This window comes from Rhodobacter sp. SY28-1, from assembly GCF_005222785.1.
GTDB lineage: Bacteria > Pseudomonadota > Alphaproteobacteria > Rhodobacterales > Rhodobacteraceae > Tabrizicola.
On the sequence record NZ_STGH01000003.1, the window covers coordinates 113,788 to 134,619 of the forward strand.

At 65.6% G+C, this 20,832-nt stretch carries 23 protein-coding genes; 10 read left to right on the forward strand and 13 right to left on the reverse strand.

The window, feature by feature from the left end; all coding sequences use genetic code 11:
* Window positions 1–6 precede the first annotated feature (6 nt).
* Window positions 7–573: an outer membrane beta-barrel protein gene (locus E8M84_RS14660; RefSeq protein WP_170971956.1), complete on the forward strand. Its 567-nt coding sequence runs from the start codon at window positions 7–9 to the stop codon at window positions 571–573.
* A 33-nt stretch (window positions 574–606) separates the two neighbouring features.
* Here E8M84_RS14660 and E8M84_RS14665 read toward each other — a convergent pair whose 3' ends face one another.
* From E8M84_RS14665 to E8M84_RS14690, 6 genes are all read right to left on the reverse strand, one after another.
* Entirely contained in the window at window positions 607–1,683 is a 1,077-nt protein-coding gene (locus E8M84_RS14665; protein WP_240790402.1) for a flagellar motor switch protein FliG, read from the reverse strand.
* Window positions 1,684–1,746: 63 nt separating this feature from the next.
* Window positions 1,747–1,911 (reverse strand): adenylosuccinate lyase, encoded by a 165-nt coding sequence (locus E8M84_RS14670; RefSeq protein WP_137111975.1) that lies wholly within the window; start codon window positions 1,909–1,911, stop codon window positions 1,747–1,749.
* 38 nt (window positions 1,912–1,949) lie between these two features.
* Complete coding sequence (locus E8M84_RS14675; protein WP_240790403.1) at window positions 1,950–2,498, reverse strand: tetratricopeptide repeat protein; 549 nt, start codon at window positions 2,496–2,498, stop codon at window positions 1,950–1,952.
* A 98-nt stretch (window positions 2,499–2,596) separates the two neighbouring features.
* On the reverse strand, window positions 2,597–3,901 hold the full coding sequence (gene purB / locus E8M84_RS14680; protein ID WP_137111976.1) for an adenylosuccinate lyase: 1,305 nt from the start codon (window positions 3,899–3,901) through the stop codon (window positions 2,597–2,599).
* Between the two features lie 61 nt (window positions 3,902–3,962).
* A complete protein-coding gene (locus E8M84_RS14685; RefSeq protein WP_137111977.1) occupies window positions 3,963–4,532 on the reverse strand; it encodes a hypothetical protein in 570 nt (189 codons plus the stop codon).
* Entirely contained in the window at window positions 4,529–4,897 is a 369-nt protein-coding gene (locus tag E8M84_RS14690; protein ID WP_137111978.1) for a hypothetical protein, read from the reverse strand. The genes E8M84_RS14685 and E8M84_RS14690 overlap by 4 nt, the downstream gene beginning before the upstream one ends.
* A 75-nt stretch (window positions 4,898–4,972) precedes the next feature.
* Between E8M84_RS14690 and E8M84_RS14695 the strand changes: the two genes are divergently transcribed.
* From E8M84_RS14695 to E8M84_RS14705, 3 genes are all read left to right on the forward strand, one after another.
* Window positions 4,973–5,545, forward strand: a complete 573-nt coding sequence (locus E8M84_RS14695; RefSeq protein WP_137111979.1) for a TetR/AcrR family transcriptional regulator — start codon at window positions 4,973–4,975, stop codon at window positions 5,543–5,545.
* Window positions 5,546–5,578: 33 nt separating this feature from the next.
* Window positions 5,579–6,472, forward strand: coding sequence for an endonuclease/exonuclease/phosphatase family protein (locus tag E8M84_RS14700; RefSeq protein WP_137111980.1), 894 nt, complete (start codon window positions 5,579–5,581; stop codon window positions 6,470–6,472).
* A gap of 74 nt (window positions 6,473–6,546) precedes the next feature.
* Window positions 6,547–6,882: a hypothetical protein gene (locus E8M84_RS14705; RefSeq protein WP_137111981.1), complete on the forward strand. Its 336-nt coding sequence runs from the start codon at window positions 6,547–6,549 to the stop codon at window positions 6,880–6,882.
* Window positions 6,883–7,053: 171 nt separating this feature from the next.
* Here E8M84_RS14705 and dddP read toward each other — a convergent pair whose 3' ends face one another.
* Window positions 7,054–8,388, reverse strand: coding sequence for a dimethylsulfonioproprionate lyase DddP (gene dddP, locus E8M84_RS14710; protein WP_240790404.1), 1,335 nt, complete (start codon window positions 8,386–8,388; stop codon window positions 7,054–7,056).
* 121 nt (window positions 8,389–8,509) lie between these two features.
* On the opposite strand from dddP, the gene E8M84_RS14715 reads away from it, so the two are divergent.
* Together E8M84_RS14715 and E8M84_RS14720 are read left to right on the forward strand one after the other, a co-directional pair.
* Window positions 8,510–9,307 carry a DUF3445 domain-containing protein gene (locus E8M84_RS14715; RefSeq protein WP_240790405.1) on the forward strand — a complete coding sequence of 266 codons (798 nt, stop codon included), beginning with the start codon at window positions 8,510–8,512 and terminating at the stop codon, window positions 9,305–9,307.
* A gap of 25 nt (window positions 9,308–9,332) precedes the next feature.
* Window positions 9,333–10,208: an alpha/beta hydrolase gene (locus E8M84_RS14720; RefSeq protein ID WP_170971957.1), complete on the forward strand. Its 876-nt coding sequence runs from the start codon at window positions 9,333–9,335 to the stop codon at window positions 10,206–10,208.
* Window positions 10,209–10,223: 15 nt separating this feature from the next.
* Here the strand turns inward: E8M84_RS14720 and E8M84_RS14725 are convergent, their stop codons facing one another.
* From E8M84_RS14725 to E8M84_RS14735, 3 genes are all read right to left on the reverse strand, one after another.
* On the reverse strand, window positions 10,224–10,946 hold the full coding sequence (locus E8M84_RS14725; protein WP_137111983.1) for a hypothetical protein: 723 nt from the start codon (window positions 10,944–10,946) through the stop codon (window positions 10,224–10,226).
* Window positions 10,947–11,142: 196 nt separating this feature from the next.
* Entirely contained in the window at window positions 11,143–12,552 is a 1,410-nt protein-coding gene (gene glnA, locus E8M84_RS14730) for a type I glutamate--ammonia ligase (RefSeq protein ID WP_137111984.1), read from the reverse strand.
* A gap of 70 nt (window positions 12,553–12,622) precedes the next feature.
* Window positions 12,623–12,961, reverse strand: coding sequence for a P-II family nitrogen regulator (locus E8M84_RS14735; protein WP_103255696.1), 339 nt, complete (start codon window positions 12,959–12,961; stop codon window positions 12,623–12,625).
* 170 nt (window positions 12,962–13,131) lie between these two features.
* Between E8M84_RS14735 and E8M84_RS14740 the strand changes: the two genes are divergently transcribed.
* Window positions 13,132–14,715 (forward strand): NAD(P)H-hydrate dehydratase, encoded by a 1,584-nt coding sequence (locus E8M84_RS14740; protein ID WP_137111985.1) that lies wholly within the window; start codon window positions 13,132–13,134, stop codon window positions 14,713–14,715.
* 25 nt (window positions 14,716–14,740) lie between these two features.
* Here E8M84_RS14740 and E8M84_RS14745 read toward each other — a convergent pair whose 3' ends face one another.
* The gene (locus tag E8M84_RS14745; protein WP_128516412.1) at window positions 14,741–15,172 is read right to left on the reverse strand and encodes an Lrp/AsnC family transcriptional regulator; all 432 of its coding nucleotides are present in this window, start codon (window positions 15,170–15,172) and stop codon (window positions 14,741–14,743) included.
* Between the two features lie 214 nt (window positions 15,173–15,386).
* Between E8M84_RS14745 and E8M84_RS14750 the strand changes: the two genes are divergently transcribed.
* From E8M84_RS14750 to aguB, 3 genes are all read left to right on the forward strand, one after another.
* Entirely contained in the window at window positions 15,387–16,532 is a 1,146-nt protein-coding gene (locus tag E8M84_RS14750) for a type III PLP-dependent enzyme (RefSeq protein WP_137111986.1), read from the forward strand.
* A 189-nt stretch (window positions 16,533–16,721) separates the two neighbouring features.
* On the forward strand, window positions 16,722–17,765 hold the full coding sequence (locus tag E8M84_RS14755; RefSeq protein WP_137111987.1) for a DUF2235 domain-containing protein: 1,044 nt from the start codon (window positions 16,722–16,724) through the stop codon (window positions 17,763–17,765).
* Between the two features lie 31 nt (window positions 17,766–17,796).
* Complete coding sequence (aguB, locus tag E8M84_RS14760) at window positions 17,797–18,669, forward strand: N-carbamoylputrescine amidase (protein ID WP_137111988.1); 873 nt, start codon at window positions 17,797–17,799, stop codon at window positions 18,667–18,669.
* 56 nt (window positions 18,670–18,725) lie between these two features.
* Here aguB and E8M84_RS14765 read toward each other — a convergent pair whose 3' ends face one another.
* Window positions 18,726–19,349 carry an alternative oxidase gene (locus tag E8M84_RS14765; RefSeq protein ID WP_137111989.1) on the reverse strand — a complete coding sequence of 208 codons (624 nt, stop codon included), beginning with the start codon at window positions 19,347–19,349 and terminating at the stop codon, window positions 18,726–18,728.
* Between the two features lie 133 nt (window positions 19,350–19,482).
* Complete coding sequence (locus E8M84_RS14770; RefSeq protein WP_137111990.1) at window positions 19,483–20,772, reverse strand: citrate synthase; 1,290 nt, start codon at window positions 20,770–20,772, stop codon at window positions 19,483–19,485.
* Window positions 20,773–20,832 lie beyond the last annotated feature (60 nt).

A 20,832-nucleotide genomic window follows, 5' to 3' on the forward strand; every position in this document is an offset into this window, starting at 1 on the left:
AACGTCTTGATCGCGACGCTGATGCTGTCTGCAAGTGCCGCACAGGCCGGGGGTCCGGTTGTGGTTGCCGACGACCCGGTGGTCGTTGCCCCGGCTGAGGCTGCGGTCGACTATGACTGGACCGGGTTTTACGTCGGTCTGTCAGCCATCACCGGAACGTTCAGCGACGATGGCGGCCTGACCAGCGGCGGTACTTCTGGCTATGGCCTGCAGGCCGGCTATCTGCGTGATCTGGGTAAATTCGTGGTCGGCGGCGAACTTGCCTACGCCCAGGGCGACTATGACGCCTTCCCCGCGAACGACTGGACGTCGACGCGGCTGAAGCTGATCGGTGGTTTTGATGCCGGGCGGGTGCTGCCGTACGGTTTCGTTGGCATGTCGAAGTACGACGTGGGCGGCGCCTCCCAATTCTCGGACAACGTGACGATCTACGGTCTGGGTGCGAAATTCGCCGTATCGCCGAAAATCGCCGTCGGGCTGGAATACCTGGTCGAGAACAAGAGCAACTTCGACAACGCCGGGTTCGACATGGAAAACAGCGAACTGTCGCTGCGGCTCGACTATCGTTTCTAGTGACTTTGGCGGGGCCGTCCCGCGCGGCCTCGCCTAAGCCTCTTCCGGCTGGATCAGGGTGATCTCGCCGCTGGCCTCCAGCGTCCGGATCGCGCCGATGATCGCGTTCATCGCCTCTTCGGCGTCCTTGTCCTTGACCCGGCCACGGGCGCCCATCTCCTCGCGCAGGCCCTGCGCCAGTCGTTGCGAGATGTTGGCCAGGATGAACTCCGCCGCCTCCTCCAGCCCCGGCTTGCCCATCGACGCCGCCAGTGCGGTCACCAGCTGCGGCTGTTCCACCAGTCGGGTGATCTTCGGCGTGTCGCGCGGGTTCAGGCGAGCAGGGATATGGACAAAGGTGAAGATGGCCTTGCGCACTTCGGCAGCAAAGGCCGCGTCCTCGGCCTCCAGCCCTTGCAGCACGTCGTCGCGGGTCAGTGATGGCGAGATGTTCAGGATCGCGCCGACCCGTTCCACCGGGCCCTGGTCAAAGGCCTTGGGCGGCTGGTTGTCGAGTTCCGCCAGAAGCGCCGCGCCGATGCGGCGCACGGTTTCGGGATCGACATTCCCTGTCAGCGATACCGCATAGGCCACCCGCCGCGCCCGTTCGCCCGGCAACTTGCCCAAAAGCTCTGCCGCCTTGCCGACCGGCAATTTCGACAACATGACGGCCCCGACCTCGACCGCCTCGTTCAGAAGGATCGGCAGCAGGCGGTCGGGCGGCAGCTGGGTGATCCGCTCCCACGGGTCGATCTTGGACGAGGTTGAGGACATTCGCCGCAGCCGCTGCGCCGCCGATTGCGAGATATGGCCGTCCATCATCGACAGCGCGCCCTCGATCCCGCCGGGGAAGGCGAGGCCCACCGATTCAAGCTCGCCCAGGAACTCGGCGACAACGTCGTCCAGGGTAGAGCGATCCACCAGCCGCATCTGCCCCATCTGCTCGGCCAGGGCGGCCTGCATGTGTTCGGGCAGCGAGGACAGGGGCAGCGAAGTGCCTTCGGTCAGCAAGTATCGCACGATCACCGCTGCCTTCTGCCGGGGCGTCAGCACCCGGCGGGGAAGGGGGGGGACAGTGAGAATCCGGCGTTCCGGGGTGATCCGGGCCAGGGGCACCATGTCTTGCGGCATCGGGTCCTCATCGATTCGACAAGGCCAGCCTAGGCGCCCCCGGTTAACGGCTGCTTGACCGGATCAGCTGGACGGCGTTTCGACGCAGGTGCCCTTGACGGCGTCCCAGGTCGTGCCGGCCATGCAGCTGGCGGCGGTCTGTTCGGTGTGCTTCCCGGCGCACTGGGCGAAGGCAAAGCCGGGGAGAAGGGCAATCGCCAGGGCGGCGAGGGTCGTCGTCGTCTTCATGGTCGTCCTCCTTGGGTTGGTCGTCGGATAGCGTCGGGTCAGAACGTGTAGGTCACTCCGGTCGCGATGGCACTGGCCAGCGACCGTTCGGCCCAGCTGCCTTGCCCGCCATGGGCCCGGATCTGGGTCAACTGGTCTTCGGCCATCGCAATTTCGTCCATCTGGACCAGCAACTGGCCGTAATAGCTGCGCGCCAAGATGTTTGCCGGGTCCAGCGCAAGCGCCCGTTCGTAGGCGGCGATCCCTTCCTCGATCTGGCCGGTCTGGCGCAGAAGGAAGCCCTGGTAGGTCATCACCCGGCTCGTCTCGCCCTCGGTCATCGCGGCAAGCACCAGCTGAGCGGCCTCATAGCGCCCGGTATAGGCCAGTTCGCGCACCGCGTCGAAACGCTGGTCGTCGTTCAGGCTGGTGTCCTCGGGTTTGACGCAGGTCTTGGTCTTTTCGTCCCAGACCAGACCTTCCTCGCATTGCGTCGTCGTCTCGGTAGGCTTCGGCGGCTCGCTGTCGTCACTGCCCACTGCGCGCAGGGGAGAGGGAGCCAGCGCGAAGGCGGCAATGGCAAGCGTCGCGGCAAGGATCATGCGCATGAAGCGGCCTTTCGGATATTTTCCGAAAGGTAGCATGATTGTCGCCAAGGCAAGAACGGAATGTGCCGACCGGCCCTTAGGACCCGATCACGCTTGCGTCAGCTGCCGAAAACCCGGGCGAAGATCGTATCGACGTGCTTGGTGTGGTAACCAAGGTCGAACTTCTCCTCGATCTCTGCCGGGGACAGGACTGCCGTCACCTCGGGGTCTGCCAGAAGCTCGGTCTTGAAATCCGCGCCCTTCTCCCAGACCTTCATCGCGTTGCGCTGGACCAGCCGGTAGCTGTCCTCTCGGCTGACGCCCGCCTGGGTCAGCGCCAGAAGCACGCGTTGCGACATGACCAGACCTTTGAACTTGTTCATGTTCTTCAGCATGTTCTCGGGGTAGACCACCAGCTTCTCGACGACCCCCGCCAGCCGGTGCAGCGCGAAGTCCAGCGTGATCGTGGTGTCCGGCCCGATCATCCGCTCGACGGAGGAATGGCTGATGTCCCGCTCATGCCACAGCGCCACATTCTCCAGCGCCGGAACCACGGCCATGCGGACCAGCCGCGCAAGGCCCGTCAGGTTCTCGGTCAGGACCGGATTCCGCTTGTGCGGCATCGCGGACGACCCCTTCTGGCCGGGCGAAAAGAACTCCTCTGCCTCCAGCACCTCGGTCCGCTGCATGTGGCGGATCTCGATGGCAACGTTTTCTATGCTGCTGGCGATGACGCCCAGCGTCGCAAAGAACATCGCGTGCCGGTCGCGCGGGATCACCTGGGTCGAGATCGGCTCGGGCGCCAGACCCAGCATCTTGCAGACATGTTCCTCGACCGCCGGGTCGATGTTGGCGAAGGTGCCGACCGCGCCGGAGATCGCGCCCGTCGCCACCTCTTTCCGCGCGTTCTCCAGCCGGTCACGGTTGCGCTTCATCTCGGCATAGAACCGGGCGAAGGTCAGGCCCATCGTCGTGGGTTCCGCGTGGATGCCATGCGACCGGCCGATACGGACCGTATCCTTGTGCTCGAACGCGCGGGTCTTCAGCGCGGCCAGCACCCGGTCCAGCCCCTTCAGCAGCAGGTCCGCCGCCCGCACCAGCTGGATGTTCAGCGTGGTGTCCAGAACGTCCGACGAGGTCATGCCCTGATGCACGAACCGCGCATCCTCGGCCCCGATATGTTCGGCCAGATGGGTCAGGAAGGCGATCACGTCGTGCTTGGTGACCGCCTCGATCTCGTCGATGCGCGCGACGTCAAAGGTTACGTCCTTCGCGCGCCAGACGGCTTCGGCATTGGCCTTCGGGATCACGCCCAAAGCGGCCTGCGCATCGCAGGCATGGGCCTCGATCTCGAACCAGATCTTGAAGCGGGTTTCCGGGGACCAGATCGCCACCATTTCGGGGCGGGAATAGCGCGGGATCATCGTCGGGCCTCAAATGCGGGAACGCCGCCCCCTTACGCCGCGTCGCCGCAGGGCGCAAGGCTCAGGGGAAGGCCGCGATCCGTTCGGGCGGGATGGTCAGGGGGGTGACCCAACCGGCCAGCAGCGCCACCAGACCCACCGCCAGCCCCAGGCCAGCAACGACCATTGCGCGGCCCAAGCCGGGAGACGACCGCGACAGCGGCACCGAAAAGTGGGCAAAGACCGCCGCCACCGCCAGGCCGTAGTACAACGCAAAGACCACGGGCCAGGGGGCAGGGGCGTGCAGACCAGCCGCCGCAAAGGCCAGGTCCGTCTCGACGCCCTGCTGGCGCGCTGACAGGACGACACCCACATGGACGGCCAAGAACAGCGCCAGATAGCTTCCGGAGACCGTCTGCAGCGTCAGGCGACGACGACGGGCCAGCAACATGAGGCCCAGCCCGAGTTGCACCGCCAGGGCGGCCAGTAGGAGGGCCTCGATCACCGGGGCTCGGTAGACCGTCCGCAGGGCTTTCTGCACCGAAAGATGGACCTCCTGCCCGAACAGCCCGGCCAGGTGATTGCCCAGATGCAGCAGCAGGAACAGGCCCAGCAGGATTGCCAGCCCTCGGTGCAGCCTGCGCAGGGTCATGCCAGACCTGCCAGCCCAAGGGCCGAGATGGCCAGGAAGGCGACCCAGTGCGGCAGGATGCGCAGCGTGCCCAGCCGCGTCAGCCCGTAGACGATGAAGAGGCCCGCCGCCGACAGGAACAGCGCGATGGGCAACAGCGACAGGGCCAGCGCCTGCTCCGGCAGGAAGGCCGCCGCGATCAGTGCCAGGCCACCAAGCGCCATGACCGCCGTCACCGCATGCCAGACCACCGACCAGACCGCCTTGGCAGGTTCCGGCCAGTGCGAGGCAACCATCGGCCGGTGAATCTCGCGTCCGCCGAGGAAAATATGGACCAGATCGAGAAGCAGTGCCGCAATTCCGGCCGAGAGCAACCAGGCGTTCATGTCATCCTCCATACGGGTGCGTATGGATAAGCCGATCCGCTGGACCTTGTCCATACGGCTGCGTATGTTTGTCGCATGGCAGAGCAGGATCCGCGACAGAGACTGGGGCGCAACGACTGGGTTCTGGCCGGACTGCGAGCTCTGGTGCGCGGCGGGATCGCGGCTGTCAGGGTGGAACCCCTGGCGCGGGACCTTAAGGCGACGAAGGGCTCTTTCTACTGGCATTTCAAGGATCTCGCCGAACTTCATCAGACGATGCTTGAACTGTGGGAGGCGCTGGCCACCACGGCCATCACCCAGGCCGTCCGGACCTCGGGGCGCGATCCCTACGGGCAGCTGATGCTGCTGGTCGACATGGTGTCGGTCCGCCCGGGCGAAGCCTTTGGCGGCGTGGAGATCGATCCCGCCTTCCGCGACTGGGGACGCTGCGACCCGCGTGCCCGCGCCGTCCTGGAGCGGGTCGACCGCCAGCGGCTGGCCGATCTGCAGGATTTCTTGCGCGCCGCGGGGGTTGCGGAAACCGAACTGTTGTCAAAGGCGCAACTCATTTATGCCGCAGTGATCGGATTAGAAAACCTGCGGCTGACCACCGGGGATGAGATGGGTCCGCCGCTCCGCGCCCTGGTCGCGCGGCTGGTAACGGGTTGAAGGGGCGCTGGCGATGGCCGGTGGGGCAGGCAGATGAGTTTGGAAGACAGGACCTGGCAGACAGTGATCGGACTGGCCCTCGGCCTTGCGATCCTTGGCCTGGCCGGGGGCTACCTTGGCTGGCTGCATCCCCTGGGGGATTCGCTCGCCGTCGGGCGCGGGATCGCTGCTGCCGCCATCCTGGTCATCGCGGTTTTCGCCACCTTCGCCGGGCTGCGGATGGCGGCCTTCGTCTCGATGCTGCTGGCGCTGCTGACCGGAGGCCAGGTCCTTCTGGCCTATGCCTGGCCGGGACTGGCCGGGCAGTATTCGGTCTATCAGAAGAACCTGCTGTTCCGGAACGCCGAGCTTTCCGCGGTCGAGGCCGACATCCGCGCCGCGGCGCCGCAGATCGTGACCCTGCAAGAGGTATCGGACCCGAATCTCGCCCTCGTTGCGGCACTGAAGGACGCCTATCCGCATCAGCATGTCTGCCCGGGCTCGCGGGTGGGTGGCACGGCGATCCTGACCCAGTTGACCCCGGTCGAGGGCACCGCCTTCTGCGCCCCCGGGCTGGCGGCGATGCAGGTCGTGACCGGAGAGGAACGGCAGCACCGCTTCTGGCTGGTCTCGGTGCACCTGCACTGGCCCTGGCCGCACCAGCAGGCCGATCATGTCGACCAGTTGCTGCCGGTCCTGGACCGGATCAACGGGCCGGCGATCATGGCGGGCGATTTCAACATGGTGCGCTGGGCGACCTCGGTCACCCGGATGGCCGAGATTCTGGGTGTCCGGCCGGCGGGGCCGACCTTTGGCAGCTACATCGGCCTGAGCGATCTGTTCCGCCTGCCGATCGACCATGTCTTCGCCACCAAGGGCGGCAAGGTCAGCCCGCGCGGGGCGCTTGGGTCGGATCATCTGGGGCTTCTGGCACAGGTCGAGATATGATCGTGTGCATGCCGGGTTGACTGGCGCGGCGGGCTTGGCCTGACTGGGCCTGACCCGAGATGGGAGAGGTCGCGATGCGTGTCCTGCTGCTTTCGCTCTGCCTTGCCGCCCCCGCCCTGGCCGAAGACTGGCGCGTGCTGGACGGCCCCGGGATCACGGCGACGCTGGCGGCCCGGGTGTTGCAGTATCAGGACGGCTCCACCCAGAACTTCTTCCAGGACGGCCGGACCCTCCATGGGGCCGGGGGCGGCGTGTCCTGGGGGAAATGGTGGGTCGAGGGCGACCGCTACTGCTCCTCCTGGCCACCCTCGGACGTGGCGGCGTGCTACCGGGTGGAAGTGCAGGGGCTGGATGTCCGTTTCACCTCGGACGGCGGCGAGGTCAGCCTGGGGCGGTATGTCGACCTGTAGTGTCCACGGTGGACATTCCCAGATAGTCTTGGCTTTTCAAGAGCTTGGTCGCGGGCGTTAGGGATTTCTTAACGCCCGCCTTCACGCTATGGAACCGCTCGTCGGAGACTTCGTCCCTCCTCGCTGAGGCGTCCACAAACGAGAAGCCGAAGGCGCAGCAGGAGGGGTGCGTCACCCCATCAACCTTTCATCGAACGGATAGCGCGTCAGCGTCTCGCAGCCGTCCTCGGTAATCAGCACCTGATCCTCCAGCTTGATCGAGAAGTCGCCGCCCTCGGGCGAGACGAGCGCCTCGACGCACAACACCATCCCCGGCTCCAGCGCCGCATCGAAGGCCCCCGGCATCCAGCCGTCCGGGTAGTGGACATAGGGCCATTCGTCGCAAAGCCCGACCCCATGCATCTTGCAGGAATATTTCTGCGCCCAGTACTCCGGCGCCAGCTGGTGGCCCTGCATCACCAGTTCCTCGATGGTGACGCCGGGACGCAACCGCGCCTTGTGGTCGGCGATGTGGTCCAGCGCGTGGTGGAACGCGCTGACCATTGCGTTCGAGGGCCGCGCGTCGCCCACCCACCAGGTCCGGCTGATGTCGATGCAGAAGCCGTAGGCGCCGATCAGGTCGGTATCAAACGCCACGATCTCGTTGTTCTGCACCAGCCGGGGGCCACATTCCTGAAACCAGGGGTTCGTGCGGGGACCGCTGGCGAGCAGCCTTGTCTCGATCCACTCCCCGCCCCGCCGGATGTTGGCCGCGTGCAACTCGGCCCAGATCGCATCCTCCGACACCGTCCCCGAGGGCACATTGGCCCGCGTGAACGCCTCCATCTCGGCAATCCCCGCCTCGCAGGCCAGATGGGCGCAGCGCATCGCCAGAATCTCGTCGGGTGTCTTCACCGCGCGGACGCGTTCGGTCACCTCCTCGCCTTCCTCGACCACGAATCCCGCCGCCTCCAGCGCCCGCAGCCCGTGGACCATGATCTTGTCCACCGCCAGCCGCCGGTTCGCCCCCGCATGTTCGCGCATCACCTCATCCACCTGGGCCGCAAACCCCTGTGCGGCCTGCTGTCCCCGATCACCCGTCGAGTTGTAGAAGAACGTCGCCCCTGACCGCAGCTCCTTCACCAGCGGGTTGAAGGTCACCAGGAAGGGCGAGTTCTTGTACTCCCACATCACCATGTGCCCGTCGGCACACAGAAGGCAGGCGCGGAACGGGTTGTGCGTGTTCCACAGCTGCATGTTGGTGGTGTCGGTCGCATAGCGGATGTTCAGCGGGTCGAACATCAGAAGCCCGCCATAATCACGCGCGACCAGCCCTGCGACCAGCTTTCGACACCGATCCTCGCGCATCCGGGCCAGGTTCGGCAGTTCCAGCCCCGCCGCCGCCCATTCCTGGAAGGCCAGCTGCGTCGGCCCGATCTCGACCCGGTCGTTGTCGTTGGGTGTCCCGTCCCCCAAGCTGGTCCCTCGCGTGGGGTCGATCTTCCGGCGGTCGCGGGTGTAGTCCATGAGGCCCCCTTTGGTCCCTGACAGACTGCCCCGGCAGGGAACCGCCGCTTCCCCATCCGCGACACGCATCGTCGCAAATGTGTTGGTTGCAGCCGCCAGTCCCGCATGGTCAAAGACCGTCATGCCGAACCCGATGCAAGACAGCCCCATCCTGCAGGACCGCCTGCCGCACCTGCCCTGGGTCGACCCGCGCACCCGACGGTTGCCCGGCATCCTCCCGGTGGAGGGGCGCGACTGGCTGCGGGTGGATGAGGCTTATGGCCCGCAGATGGCGCTGCGCGACCGGCTGATCGCGGCACAAGGCCCCGTCGTCCATGCGCTTTTGCCCGAGGCCCGCCCGGCGGCGGATGAGCTTTATGCGGCGGTTCTGGACTGGTTGCGCGAAGCCCCCGGCTTCCGACTGAGTGACAGCACCGTGACCCGCCCCGATGGCGTGTCCGTGCCGCTGGACCCCGATGAGCCGCTTTTGACGCTCGGCCGTCTGGTGCAGGAAGACCTCTGCCTGATGGAGCGGAGGGGCGAGGAATATGCCCTGACCGGCGGAATCTTGTGCTTTCCGGCCAGCTGGTCTTTGACCCAGAAGCTTGGGCGCCCGCTGACCGGCATCCACGACCCCGTCCCGGTCTATGACGCCGACATCGCTAAGCGCGTCGCGCGCCTCTTCGATGCGATCCGGCCGGAACAGGCGCTGTGGCGGATGAACTACCTGACCTACGACGACTTCGTCCTGCACCAGCCCAGGGTCGAGGGCGAAAGGCGCCCGCAGCCCACCGACCACGTCTTCATCCGGTGCGAACGCCAGTGCCTGTTGCGGCTGCCGAAGACGCAGGCGGTGGTCTTCACCATCCACACCTATGTCGTCGATGCCGCGACCGTCACGGCCGAGGAGCTGGCCGCCCTGCGCGAGGCCGTCCATTGACCCACCCTTCCGAATGGAGAGCGAGATGCCCGGACTGATCCGCAGGACCCTTCTGATCGGGGGCGCGGCGGCGGCCGCCGGGGGCTTGGCGCTGTGGCGCTGGCGGACGCCGGGGGCCAACGACATCGCCTATGGTGACGATCCGCGGCAGGTCATGGATCTGACCTATGCGCGGGGGACGGGGGCGGCTCCGATCCTGGTCATGGTGCATGGTGGGGCCTTCAAGGTCGGCGACAAGTCGGACCTTGCGGTCTGGCCGGAACTTCTGGACGCAGGCATCGCCGTGGTGCGGGTGAACTACCGGCTGTCTGGCACGGCGAAATGGCCCGCGCAGGGCGAGGATTGCCTGGCGGCCATCGTCCATCTGCAGCGGCAAGGCGCGGCGCTGGGCCTTGACCCGTCGCGGATCGTGCTGATGGGTCAGTCGGCGGGTGCGTTCCTGGCGGTCTCGACGGCGCTGAGCCTGGTCGAGGTGGGCCTGCGCCCGCGGGGCGTGGTCAGCCTTTATGGGCCGATGGATTTCTCGACCATGGATCAGGACATGAAGACGCTGGGCCGGACGCCGCAGATGGGCTGGACCGACGCGGCGGACAGCGCGGAAAGCCAGCTTCTGGGTTATGCGGTGGGCGACCGGCGCGATGCGGCGCGGGCGGTGGGTCCGGTCGGGCGGCTGGATCAGCTGAAGGAACCGCTGCCACCGATCCTGATCCGCCATGGTGATGCCGATCCGCTAATCGCCGACCTGCAGGCCAAGCGATTGCGTGAGGCCTGGCTGGCCGCCGATCCTCAGGCCGAGGTCGACTACAAGCTGGTCCCCGGCGCAGGGCATGGTGGTACTGCGTTCGAGAGCGACCCGGTCAAGGCCGAGGTGCTGGCGTTCCTGCAGAAGGTGCTGGCCTGAGCCCTTTGGGGGCGGTCAGTCGTCGCGCCCGATGCCTTTAAGGTCGCGGCCACCGACCCAAAGCCACAGCGACCGGGCCAGCCCGTAGGGCAGGGCGATGGCGACGCTGGCCAAACCCAGAAGATAGCCGCCGACCTGGATCGCCCCCGTCGTGACGGGGCCGGGCGGGGCGGGTGGCGTGTCGGGTGCCACGGGGCGGCCTGCCTTCGGCCTCGCCACTCCCGGCGCGATCTCGTCGCGGATCGAGGCGAGCGGGTCGTCCCCCGGTTGCGGGATCGTCGGTTCAGTCAGGACGACCGGCGCCACGGCTTCCGGGGTGTCGGGGGATGGTGCGGGCTCGGGCTCGGGCGCGGGCGGCGCTTCGGTCCAGAGATGCGGCCCGATCTCGGCCACCAGCGCGTTGCCGCGCTTGACGTCGGGGTCGGCGGTCGCGCTGGCATGGGAGAGCGTCGCGGCCAGGTTCTGCATCCAGGCGGCAACGCGCAGGTGTGACGGCACGAAACGTTCGGCCCGGCCCAGCTTGTCGGCCGGAATCCGGCCCGCGCCGTTCTTCACATTGATCGCCGCGCGGCGCATCCGGCGGGCGGACCAGGCATGCAACGGGGCGATCAGGTCGCGCGACAGGAACACCGTAGCCCGGCCCAGGGCGCGCAGGTCGAAGGGCGGACGCTGCCCGCCCGAAGCCCAGATCTCGGGGCGGTTCTTGCCGGGACGATTTCCAAGGGGACTGTCTGCCATGGCTCACCCGCCGCCTGTTACAACCGCAGGTTAGTCGAGGCGCGGGGCGGCGGCAACCATCCCCGGATGGGTTTTCAAAAGGTTATTGTCGCTGAGGTGTTTCAAGCAATGTCAAGGGCTTGCCCATGCTGTCCTGCGTGGTCAGGCAGCAGAAAGGGCGCCCGAAGGCGCCCTTTCCATATCACTGTCCCCGCCCTCAGCAAGAGTAGTAGAGCTGGTATTCCACCGGGTGGGGGGTGTGCTCGTAGGCGTACACTTCTTCCCACTTCAGGGCCATGTAGGCCTCCAGCTGGTCGCGGTCGAACACGTCGCCCGCCAGCAGGAAGTCCATGTCCTTCTCCAGCTCTTCCAGAGCCTCCCGCAGCGAACCACAGACGGTCGGGATTTCGGCCAGTTCTTCCGGCGGAAGATCATACAGGTCCTTGTCCGAAGCCGGACCCGGGTCGATCTTGTTCTTGATGCCGTCAAGACCAGCCATCAGCAGCGCCGCGAAAGCCAGGTAGGGGTTCGCCGACGGATCGGGGAAACGGGCCTCGACACGCTTGGCCTTCGGCGACTCGGTCCACGGAATACGAACGCAGCCCGACCGGTTGCGGGCCGAATACGCGCGCAGAACCGGGGCTTCAAAGCCGGGGATCAGGCGCTTGTAGCTGTTGGTGCCGGGGTTGGTCAGCGCGTTCAGCGCCTTGGCATGCTTCAGGATGCCGCCGATGAACCACAGGGCTTCCTGGCTCAGGTCGGCATACTTGTCGCCCGCGAACAGCGGCTTGCCGCCCTTCCAGATCGACATGTTGACGTGCATCCCCGACCCGTTGTCTCCCTTCATGGGCTTCGGCATGAAGGTCACGGTCTTGCCGTAGGCGTGCGCCACGTTGTGGATCACGTACTTGTACTTCTGGATGTTGTCGGCCTGCTCCACGAGCCCGCCGAAGATCATGCCCAGTTCGTGCTGGCAGGTCGCGACCTCGTGGTGGTGCTTGTCGACCTTGATGCCCATGCGCTTCATGGTGGACAGCATCTCGCCGCGGATGTCCTGGGCTTCGTCGATCGGGTTCACCGGGAAGTAGCCGCCCTTGTGGCCCGCGCGGTGGCCGTAGTTGCCGCCTTCGGTCACGGTGTCGGTGTTCCAGGCAGCCGCCTCAGCGTCGATCTCGTAGGCCACCTTGCGGGGGGTCACGGAATAGCGGACGTCGTCGAAGATGAAGAATTCGGCTTCCGGCCCGAAGTAGGCCGCGTCACCAATGCCGGAGGACTTGAGATAGGCCTCGGCCTTCAGCGCGATCTGGCGCGGGCAGCGGGCATAGGCCTCGCCGGTGTCGGGCTCGACAACATTGCAATGCACGCACATGGTCTTTTCCGCGTAGAACGGGTCGATGTAGACCGACGCCGCATCCGGGATCAGCTTCATGTCGGACTGATCGATCGACTTCCAGCCCGCGATCGACGAGCCGTCGAACATGAAGCCTTCCTCGAAGAAGTCCTCGTCCACGAGGTCGGCCACCAGCGTCACATGCTGGAGCTTGCCCTTCGGGTCGGTGAAACGGATGTCGACATATTCGACTTCCTCGTCCTTCATCAGTTTCAGAGCCTTGGCAACGGCGCTCATCTGACTGCCTTTCGGTTTGGGGTTGATGTTGGTGGGGTGACTGATTTTCTGCGAAAATCAGTGTCCCGGTTCAGACAGCATCGTCGCCGGTTTCGCCGGTACGAATGCGGATGGCTTGTTCCACGGGGGTGACGAAGATCTTGCCGTCGCCGATCTTGTCGGTGCGCGCTGCGGCGATGATCGCCTGGACAGCGGTGTCGACCATGTCGTCGGTCAGCACGACCTCGATCTTCACCTTGGGCAGGAAGTCGACGACATATTCGGCGCCGCGATAGAGTTCCGTATGGCCCTTCTGGCGACCGAAGCCCTTGACCTCGGTGACCGACAGGCCCTGGATCCCGGCTTCCTGAAGCGCCTCTTTGACTTCATCCAACTTGAACGGCTTGATGATCGCTTCGACTTTCTTCATGGGCCGACTCCCCCCGGTTCCGTCTTTGCCCGTCACACCACTTCCCCGCGGGGGGGACAATGTGACAGGGTTTGGTTGTAGGCTTGGCCGGGGGGATTCCTTGGGGTGTGCCTAAAATTTGTGCAATGCGCCTTCTGGGTGGGCAATTTGAAAACTGTGGTGGTTGCAGAATGACCGAACTCCTGACCGCCGCGCAGATGCGGGCCATTGAAGCGGCGGCGATAGCCTCGGGCGAGGTCACGGGCCTGGAGCTGATGAAGCGCGCCGGGCGGGGCGTGGTCGAGGCGATTTTCGAGGAATGGCCGGAGTTGCGCGCGACGTCGCACCGCGCGGTGGTCCTGTGCGGGCCGGGCAACAACGGCGGCGACGGGTTCGTCGTGGCGCGACTGTTGAAGGAGTGGGGCTGGGAGGTGGAGGTCTTCCTCTACGGCGACCCAGAGAAGATGCCGCCAGATGCGCGGGTGAATTATGAGCGGTGGCGGGGGATGGGGGAGGTGGTCGCCTTCAACGACAAAGCTACGGCGCACCTTGTCGAGCGTGAGCCTCCATCCCTCGTGGTCGATGCCTTTTTTGGAACGGGATTGACGCGAGACATAGGCAGGATTGTACGGGAAACGTCCGAGGCCCTATGGATGCATGTAAGCATCCATAGAGGGCGCATCGTGGCGATTGATATTCCCAGCGGTATATGTGCCGACAGTGGTAAGGACCTTGGGCGGGCGCTTCCAGCAACTCTGACCGTGAGCTTCCACAAGAAGAAGCTAGGGCACTTGATTGGCGAGGGGCCAGTCCATTCATTTCGAACGGTTATCGCGGATATCGGACTTCCGGATCGTTCTGAACGCGGTCGTGTCTCACTCACGAATGCCGATGAGACATTTCTCCGGAAAAGTAGGCAACCGCAGCACCACAAATACTCCCACGGCCACGCCCTTATCGTCTCCGGCACCTCTGGCCGTGGCGGGGCGGCGCGGTTGGCGGCGCGGGGGGCGCTGCGGATCGGGGCGGGGGTGGTAACGGTGGGGTGTCCCTTGGACGCCATCCCCGAGCACGCCGCGCGGCTGGATGCGGTGATGCTGCGGGGGGTGGCGGATGGGCTGGGGCTGGAGGAGACACTGGAGGATGGGCGGATCAATGCGCTGTGCGTCGGGCCGGGGCTGGGGCTGGATGCGCGGGGGCGGGAGGTGGTGGCGGTGGTATTGGAGAGTCGGGGCAGGCCCCGACCTACCGTAGGCCGGGGCCTGCCCCGGCGTTCCGTCGTCCTCGATGCCGACGCACTGACTATCCTCTCCCAAAACCCCGACCTCTTCGCCGCCTTGCACGGGGCTTGCGTCCTGACCCCCCACGCTGGGGAGTTCGCCCGCCTCTTCCCAGACATCGCCGAAAAACTCGCCGCCCCCGCCACCAAAGGCCCCGCCTATTCCAAGGTCGACGCCACTCGGGAGGCGGCCAAGCGGGCGGGCTGTGTGGTCCTTTTCAAAGGCCCCGACACGGTGATCGCCGACCCCACGGGGCGCTGCGCCATCAACTCCGCCCATTACGACCGCGCCGCGCCGTGGTTGGCGACCGCCGGGTCGGGGGATGTGCTGGCGGGGTTCATCACCGGGCTGCTGGCGCGGGGGTTCTCGCCCTTCGACGCCGCCTGCACCGGGGCCTGGCTGCATGTGGAATGTGCCCTCAGCTTCGGGCCGGGGCTGATTGCCGAGGACCTGCCCGAGGAGCTACCGAAGGTGTTCCGGGTGTTGGGCGTGTGACGGTGCGCTGTAGCGCACCCTACGCCTAAACCGCCCGGTCGATTTTGGTGGACAGGTGGATCAGGCTCTCCGACGCCCGGACCCCGGTCATCGCGCCGATCTGGTCCAGGACCGAATCGAGGACCTGGGTGTTCGGACACGCCACCTGAACCAGAAAGTCGAAGCGGCCAGAGGTGGTGAAGACCCGCTCGATCTCGGCAATCGACTTCAGCCGGGCCAGCACGGCCGCCTGCGAGCGGGGTTCGATGGTCAAGAGAACCGAGGCGCGGAGGCGGCCTTCCCGCGCTGCTTCGCCGAGTTTCAGCGTGTAGCCGGCGATCACGCCAGAGGTCTCCAGCCGCTCCAGCCGGGCCTGAATCGTCGACCGCGCGACCTTCAACCGGCGCGATAAGGTGGCCACCGAAACCCGCGCATCGGCGGAGAGAAGCCCAATGATGTTGCGATCCAGTTCATCCATGCAATCTGCCATCCTTTTCGTCATTATAACGACGTAATGGCGCATTTATATAGTTTTGTTCGGTGAAGTTGTAACCCATATGCGGCATCCTCGATTGCAGGAAAAGGGCGGCTCATACGCACCTGGCCTGGTTCACTTGAAACCACGCTGGTGCCCGATCCCATAGCTGCACGGGGAAGGGCGAAGCGTCTTGTTGGCAAAGGGAAATACGCCGATGGGACTCTCCAAGACAATCTGGTCTAACCCCACTGATTTTCTGAAGAAAGAGCAGCCGGAGAACCCGGTCCTGTTCTTCGCTCCTTCGGCAGCCCAGGCGGCGGCGCGGCGGTTCATCGACGGCTTCCCGGGTCTGGTGACCTATGCGGTGAAGTCGAACCCCGGCGAGGCGATGGTCGAGAACCTGGCGGCGGCGGGCGTGCGCGGCTTTGACTGCGCCTCGCCGTTCGAGATCGACCTGATCCGCCGTCTCGCCCCCGATGCGGCGATCCACTACAACAACCCGGTCCGCGCGCGGCACGAGATCGCCTACGCGGTGGAACGCGGCGTGAAGTCATACTCGGTCGATTCGAAGTCGGAACTGGCCAAGCTGATCGAGATGGTTCCCGTGCAGGGCACCGAAATCTCCGTCCGCTTCAAGCTGCCGGTGGCGGGTGCCGCCTACAACTTTGGGGCCAAGTTCGGCGCGACGGTGGAACTGGCGACGGAGCTTCTGAAGTCCGTGGCCGAGGCGGGTTACATCCCCTCGATCACCTTCCACCCGGGCACCCAGTGCACCGATCCCCATGCCTGGGAGGCCTATATCCGCGAGGCTGCGAACATCGCCAAGGGAGCGGGCGTCAAGATCGCGCGGCTGAACGTCGGTGGCGGCTTCCCGAACCATCGCCTGCAGGCCGTGGTCCCGCAGCTGGAGGAGACGTTCCAGCTGATCGACCGCGTGACGACCGAGGCTTTCGGCGCCGACCGCCCGGCGCTGATCTGCGAGCCGGGTCGGGCGCTGTGCGGTGATGCCTTCGCGCTGGCCGCCCGCGTCAAGGCGCTGCGCGATGGGACGCATGTGTTCCTGAACGACGGCGTCTATGGCTCCCTGACCGAACTGCCGATGATCGGCGTGATCGACCGGATCGAGGTGCTGGCACCTTCGGGCGAGAAGCGCCACGGCGAGGCGCAGCCGCGCATCGTTTTCGGTCCAACCTGCGATTCGGTCGACCGGCTGCCGGGGGAAATCCCGCTGCCGTCGGACCTTGCCGAAGGCGATTTCGTCATCTGGCAGGGGATGGGGTCGTACTCGACCGTCACCAACACCCGTTTCAACGGCTTTGGTGAGTTGCAGATGGCAACGGTCCTGAGCCTGAAGCTCTGACTGTCTGACAACGCTGTGAAATCCGAACGCCCGGCTGGACATGTTCCGCCGGGCGTTTAGCATTGCGGTCAAGGGAACCTTAACCCGCGCGGCGCGATCCTTGAGTGCCGCCCGCTTGCCGAGGGGAGACCCGCCACGCGCCTTCTGGACCGCCTTCGCAGTTTCTTCCGTCGCACCGTCGAACCGGAGATGGAGCAGGCCTCCCCGCCAGTGCCGGGCCGGGTGCGTGGCGTGGTCGATCATGTGGTGATCCTGGACGGAACGATGTCGAGCCTGGACCCCGGGCAGGAAAGCAACGCGGGGCTGATCTTCCGGCTTCTGAAAGAGATGGGTCACAGTGCCAACCGGCGACTTTACTATGAGCCCGGGATGCAGTGGGAAGGCTGGCTGCGCGGTATCGCAATCCTTGAAGGGCGGGGGACAGCCCCTCAGATCCAGCGGGCCTATGGCTGGCTGGCCTCTGGCTACCGTGAGGGGGACCGGATCTTCCTTCTGGGCTATTCGCGCGGGGCCTATGCGGTGCGGTCGCTGGCGGGGGTGATCGACCGGGTGGGACTGCTTCGCCGCGAACATGCCACGGAACGGGCGGTGCGGCTGGCTTGGCGGCACTATGAAAGGGCGATGGACAGCCCGTCGTTGCAGGCCTTCGTTCGCCGCTTCTGCCATGCCGATGCACCGATCGAGATGGTGGGCGTTTTCGACACGGTAAAGGCGCTGGGGCTGCGGTTGCCGCTGTTCTGGATGTTTGCAAAGGACAGGCACGGGTTTCACAATCACCACCTGGGGGCGTCGATCCGGCACGGCTATCACGCACTGGCACTGGACGAGACGCGCGAGGCCTTTGCGCCGGTGCTGTGGGACTGCCCGGAAGGCTGGGAGGGCAACGTGGAACAGGTCTGGTTCCGCGGCGCGCATGGCGATGTGGGCGGGCAGCTGGGGGATTTCGCGGCGGCCCGGCCGCTGGCGAACATCCCGCTGGTCTGGATGCTGGACCGGGCCGAGGCGTTGGGGCTGGCCCTGCCCGACGGCTGGCGGGCGCGGTTCCCCTGCGACCCCGAGGCGCCGATGGTCGGGACCTTTCGCAGCTGGGGCAAATGGTTCCTGCTGCGCCGTCGCCGGGTGTTCGGTCGCGACCGGTCGGAACGGCTGCATCCGACGGCGATGGCGGCGGCGGGAAAGCGTTGGCCGCGAGAGGTCGGAATCGGGCTTCAAGCCGCCCCGCCAGAGACATAGGCTGGGCGCGACGCCAAGCCGGAGCCTGCCAATGAGAACCCTCACCGTCGCTGCTACCCAGTTCGCCTGTTCGTGGGACCTGCCCGCCAATGCCGACCGCGCCGAGGCGCTGGTGCGACAGGCAGCGGGGCAGGGCGCACAGGTCGTGCTGATCCAGGAGCTGTTCGCCGCCCCCTATTTCTGCATCGAGCAGCATCCGAAATACTTCGACCTCGCGCAGCCCATCGACGGTCATCCGCTGGTCGTGCGCTTTGCTGATCTGGCAAGGGAACTGGGCGTGGTGATCCCGGTCAGCGTGTTCGAACGCGGGGGGCAGGCCTTCTTCAACTCGGTCGCTGTGGCCGATGCGGACGGTCGCGTGCTGGGGGTCTACCGGAAAAGCCATATTCCCCAAGGGCCGGGGTATGAGGAGAAATACTACTTCTCGCCCGGGGATACCGGGTTCCGGGTCTGGGAGACGGCCTATGGGCGGATCGGCGTGGGCATCTGCTGGGACCAGTGGTTCCCGGAATGTGCGCGGTCGATGGCTTTGCAAGGGGCCGAAGTCCTGTTGTATCCAACCGCCATCGGGTCGGAACCGCCCGCGCCGGGCTATGACAGCCAGCCGCATTGGGAGACGGTCCAGCGCGGCCATGCGGCGGCGAACCTGATGCCGGTCGTCGCCTCGAACCGGATCGGGACCGAGGTTGCGCCGGACGGGCGCGAGGTGACGTTCTATGGGTCGTCCTTCATCGCCGACCATACCGGCCAGCTGGTAGCCAAGGCCGACCGGCAGACCGAGGGCGTGCTGGTCCATCAGTTCGACCTGGATGCGATTGCGGCCCTGCGCGCGAGTTGGGGCCTGTTCCGGGACCGCCGGACCGACCTTTACGGCGCGGTCCGGACGCTGGACGGGAACGCATAAGCTCCTCGCTCCGCTGGCGCGTCGCTCCTCGCAAGCGCCAGCGACGGGACGGCGTTTCAGGCCGCCTTCAACTGATCTGCCATCTCGTGGTTGCGGTCACGGTGGCCGGCCTCGTCGGCGCGGACGGCGACGACCACGTCGCGCAGGCGGGCGTTGGGACCAAGGTTCCAGTAGTCGATGGCGATCTGCGGGGCGGGGACGTTCTCCACCAGACCGGCGTCGATCTGGGCGAGATACTGGGTGTAGCTGACCACCGCCTCTTCCTCCAGGTAGCCCACGATCCGGTGCGCGATGCGGGGGGTGAAGAGATACAGCCAGAAGTAGGCGTTATAGAAGATCGCCTGACCGAACATGATGATCCCGCGTTCAAGCCGCGAGGGCTGGGCGACGTGGATGAAGGTCATCAGGTGCATGCGTTCGTTGTCGGCCTCTTCCAGAAGCTCCCTGATCCAGCCCTGGTCGTCGCGGATGTGGCGCAGGGCCTTCAGGTGCTGGAGAAGTCCGCCGACCATGCCGGGGACGGCCGCGACGGTTTCCAGAACAACGGCCCGGTGGCCGTAGCGTTTGGAGAAAAAGGCATCGGCGAAGAGGCGCATGAACTTGACGGTCTTCAGGGCGACGCGGTCACCGAAACTGGCGGGCGCGTGGTGGGCCGTCAGGTCGGGGTAGGTGTCTTTCATGGTCATACTCCACAAGCGAAAGCACAGCGTGGATATGGGGCGTTCCCGACGAAAAGCATCAGGCATCACCTGCGGCGTGACAGCGCATGAAAAAGGCCGCCCGAAGGCGGCCTTTTCGGTCTGGCAGCAGCCCTCAGCGGTGCCGCAGATCGACGTAATCCCTCTTGGCCGGGCCGATGTACAGCTGGCGCGGACGGCCGATCTTCTGGCCCTTCTCGGCGATCATCTCTTTCCACTGGCTGATCCAGCCCACGGTGCGCGACAGGGCGAAGATCGGCGTGAACATCGCGGTCGGGAAGCCCATCGCCTCGAGGATGATGCCGGAATAGAAGTCGACGTTGGGGTAAAGCTTCTTCGAGATGAAGTACTCATCCTCCAGCGCGATGCGCTCCAGCTCCTTGGCGACCTGGAGAAGCGGGTTGTTCTCGATGCCGAGAAGCCCCAGCACCTCGTCGGCCGATTCCTTCATCACCTTGGCGCGCGGGTCGAAGTTCTTGTAGACCCGATGGCCAAAGCCCATCAGGCGGAAGCCCGAGTTCTTGTCCTTGGCCTTGGCAATGAATTCCGGGATCCGGTCGACGGTGCCGATTTCCTTCAGCATCTCCAGGCATGCCTGGTTCGCGCCGCCATGGGCCGGCCCCCAGAGGCAGGCGATGCCGGCCGCGATGCAGGCAAACGGGTTCGCGCCCGAGGACCCCGCCAGACGCACGGTCGAGGTCGAGGCGTTCTGTTCGTGGTCGGCGTGGAGCATCATGATGCGGTCCATCGCCTTTTCCAGGATCGGGTTGACCACATAGTCCTCGGCCGGGACGGCGAAGCACATGTTCAGGAAGTTGCCGGCATAGCTTAGGGCATTCTTCGGGTAGACGAAGGGCTGGCCCACCGAATACTTGTAGGCCATCGCGGCGATCGTCGGCAGTTTCGCGATCATCCGGATCGCAGCAACCTCGCGCTGCCAGGGGTCATTGATGTCGGTCGAGTCGTGGTAGAAGGCCGCCATTGCGCCGACCACGCCCACCATTGTCGCCATCGGATGCGCGTCGCGACGGAAGCCGCGGAAGAAGTAGTGCATCTGTTCATGCACCATCGTGTGACGGGTCACGCGGCTGGTGAAATCGGCAAGCTGGGCTGCCGTCGGCAGTTCGCCGTAAAGCAGCAGGTAGCAGACTTCGAGATGGGTTGATTTCTCGGCCAACTGCTCGATCGGGTAACCGCGATACAGAAGCTCGCCCACGTCGCCGTCGATGTAGGTGATCGCGCTTTCGCAGGCGGCAGTCGAGGTGAAGCCCGGGTCGAAGGTGAAGACGTCCGCCTCGCCATAGAGCTTGCGAATGTCCAGCACATCGGGGCCGAGAGTGGGTTTGTGCACGGGCAGATCGTAGGTCTTCCCGTTCAGTTCAAGCTTGGCGATGGTGTCCGACATGGTTCTCCCCGGTCATGGCGGTCGTCCCCGGGCAGGGGGGCGGCCATTGGCTATCCTGCA

Coding starts and splice junctions, on each gene's coding strand:
- E8M84_RS14705 (WP_137111981.1), top strand. CDS start 6,547: ATGCGTGTCCTGCTGCTTTCGCTCTGCCTTGCCGCCCCCGCCCTGGCC.
- E8M84_RS14725 (WP_137111983.1), bottom strand. CDS start 10,946: ATGGCAGACAGTCCCCTTGGAAATCGTCCCGGCAAGAACCGCCCCGAG.
- E8M84_RS14765 (WP_137111989.1), bottom strand. CDS start 19,349: ATGAAAGACACCTACCCCGACCTGACGGCCCACCACGCGCCCGCCAGT.
- E8M84_RS14770 (WP_137111990.1), bottom strand. CDS start 20,772: ATGTCGGACACCATCGCCAAGCTTGAACTGAACGGGAAGACCTACGAT.
- E8M84_RS14735 (WP_103255696.1), bottom strand. CDS start 12,961: ATGAAGAAAGTCGAAGCGATCATCAAGCCGTTCAAGTTGGATGAAGTC.
- E8M84_RS14670 (WP_137111975.1), bottom strand. CDS start 1,911: ATGAAGACGACGACGACCCTCGCCGCCCTGGCGATTGCCCTTCTCCCC.
- E8M84_RS14695 (WP_137111979.1), top strand. CDS start 4,973: ATGGCAGAGCAGGATCCGCGACAGAGACTGGGGCGCAACGACTGGGTT.
- E8M84_RS14700 (WP_137111980.1), top strand. CDS start 5,579: ATGAGTTTGGAAGACAGGACCTGGCAGACAGTGATCGGACTGGCCCTC.
- E8M84_RS14755 (WP_137111987.1), top strand. CDS start 16,722: ATGGAGCAGGCCTCCCCGCCAGTGCCGGGCCGGGTGCGTGGCGTGGTC.
- dddP (WP_240790404.1), bottom strand. CDS start 8,388: ATGGACTACACCCGCGACCGCCGGAAGATCGACCCCACGCGAGGGACC.
- E8M84_RS14685 (WP_137111977.1), bottom strand. CDS start 4,532: ATGACCCTGCGCAGGCTGCACCGAGGGCTGGCAATCCTGCTGGGCCTG.
- aguB (WP_137111988.1), top strand. CDS start 17,797: ATGAGAACCCTCACCGTCGCTGCTACCCAGTTCGCCTGTTCGTGGGAC.
- E8M84_RS14675 (WP_240790403.1), bottom strand. CDS start 2,498: ATGCGCATGATCCTTGCCGCGACGCTTGCCATTGCCGCCTTCGCGCTG.
- E8M84_RS14720 (WP_170971957.1), top strand. CDS start 9,333: ATGCCCGGACTGATCCGCAGGACCCTTCTGATCGGGGGCGCGGCGGCG.
- E8M84_RS14740 (WP_137111985.1), top strand. CDS start 13,132: ATGACCGAACTCCTGACCGCCGCGCAGATGCGGGCCATTGAAGCGGCG.
- E8M84_RS14715 (WP_240790405.1), top strand. CDS start 8,510: ATGCCGAACCCGATGCAAGACAGCCCCATCCTGCAGGACCGCCTGCCG.
- glnA (WP_137111984.1), bottom strand. CDS start 12,552: ATGAGCGCCGTTGCCAAGGCTCTGAAACTGATGAAGGACGAGGAAGTC.
- E8M84_RS14745 (WP_128516412.1), bottom strand. CDS start 15,172: ATGGATGAACTGGATCGCAACATCATTGGGCTTCTCTCCGCCGATGCG.
- E8M84_RS14750 (WP_137111986.1), top strand. CDS start 15,387: ATGGGACTCTCCAAGACAATCTGGTCTAACCCCACTGATTTTCTGAAG.
- E8M84_RS14690 (WP_137111978.1), bottom strand. CDS start 4,897: ATGAACGCCTGGTTGCTCTCGGCCGGAATTGCGGCACTGCTTCTCGAT.
- E8M84_RS14665 (WP_240790402.1), bottom strand. CDS start 1,683: ATGCCGCAAGACATGGTGCCCCTGGCCCGGATCACCCCGGAACGCCGG.
- purB (WP_137111976.1), bottom strand. CDS start 3,901: ATGATCCCGCGCTATTCCCGCCCCGAAATGGTGGCGATCTGGTCCCCG.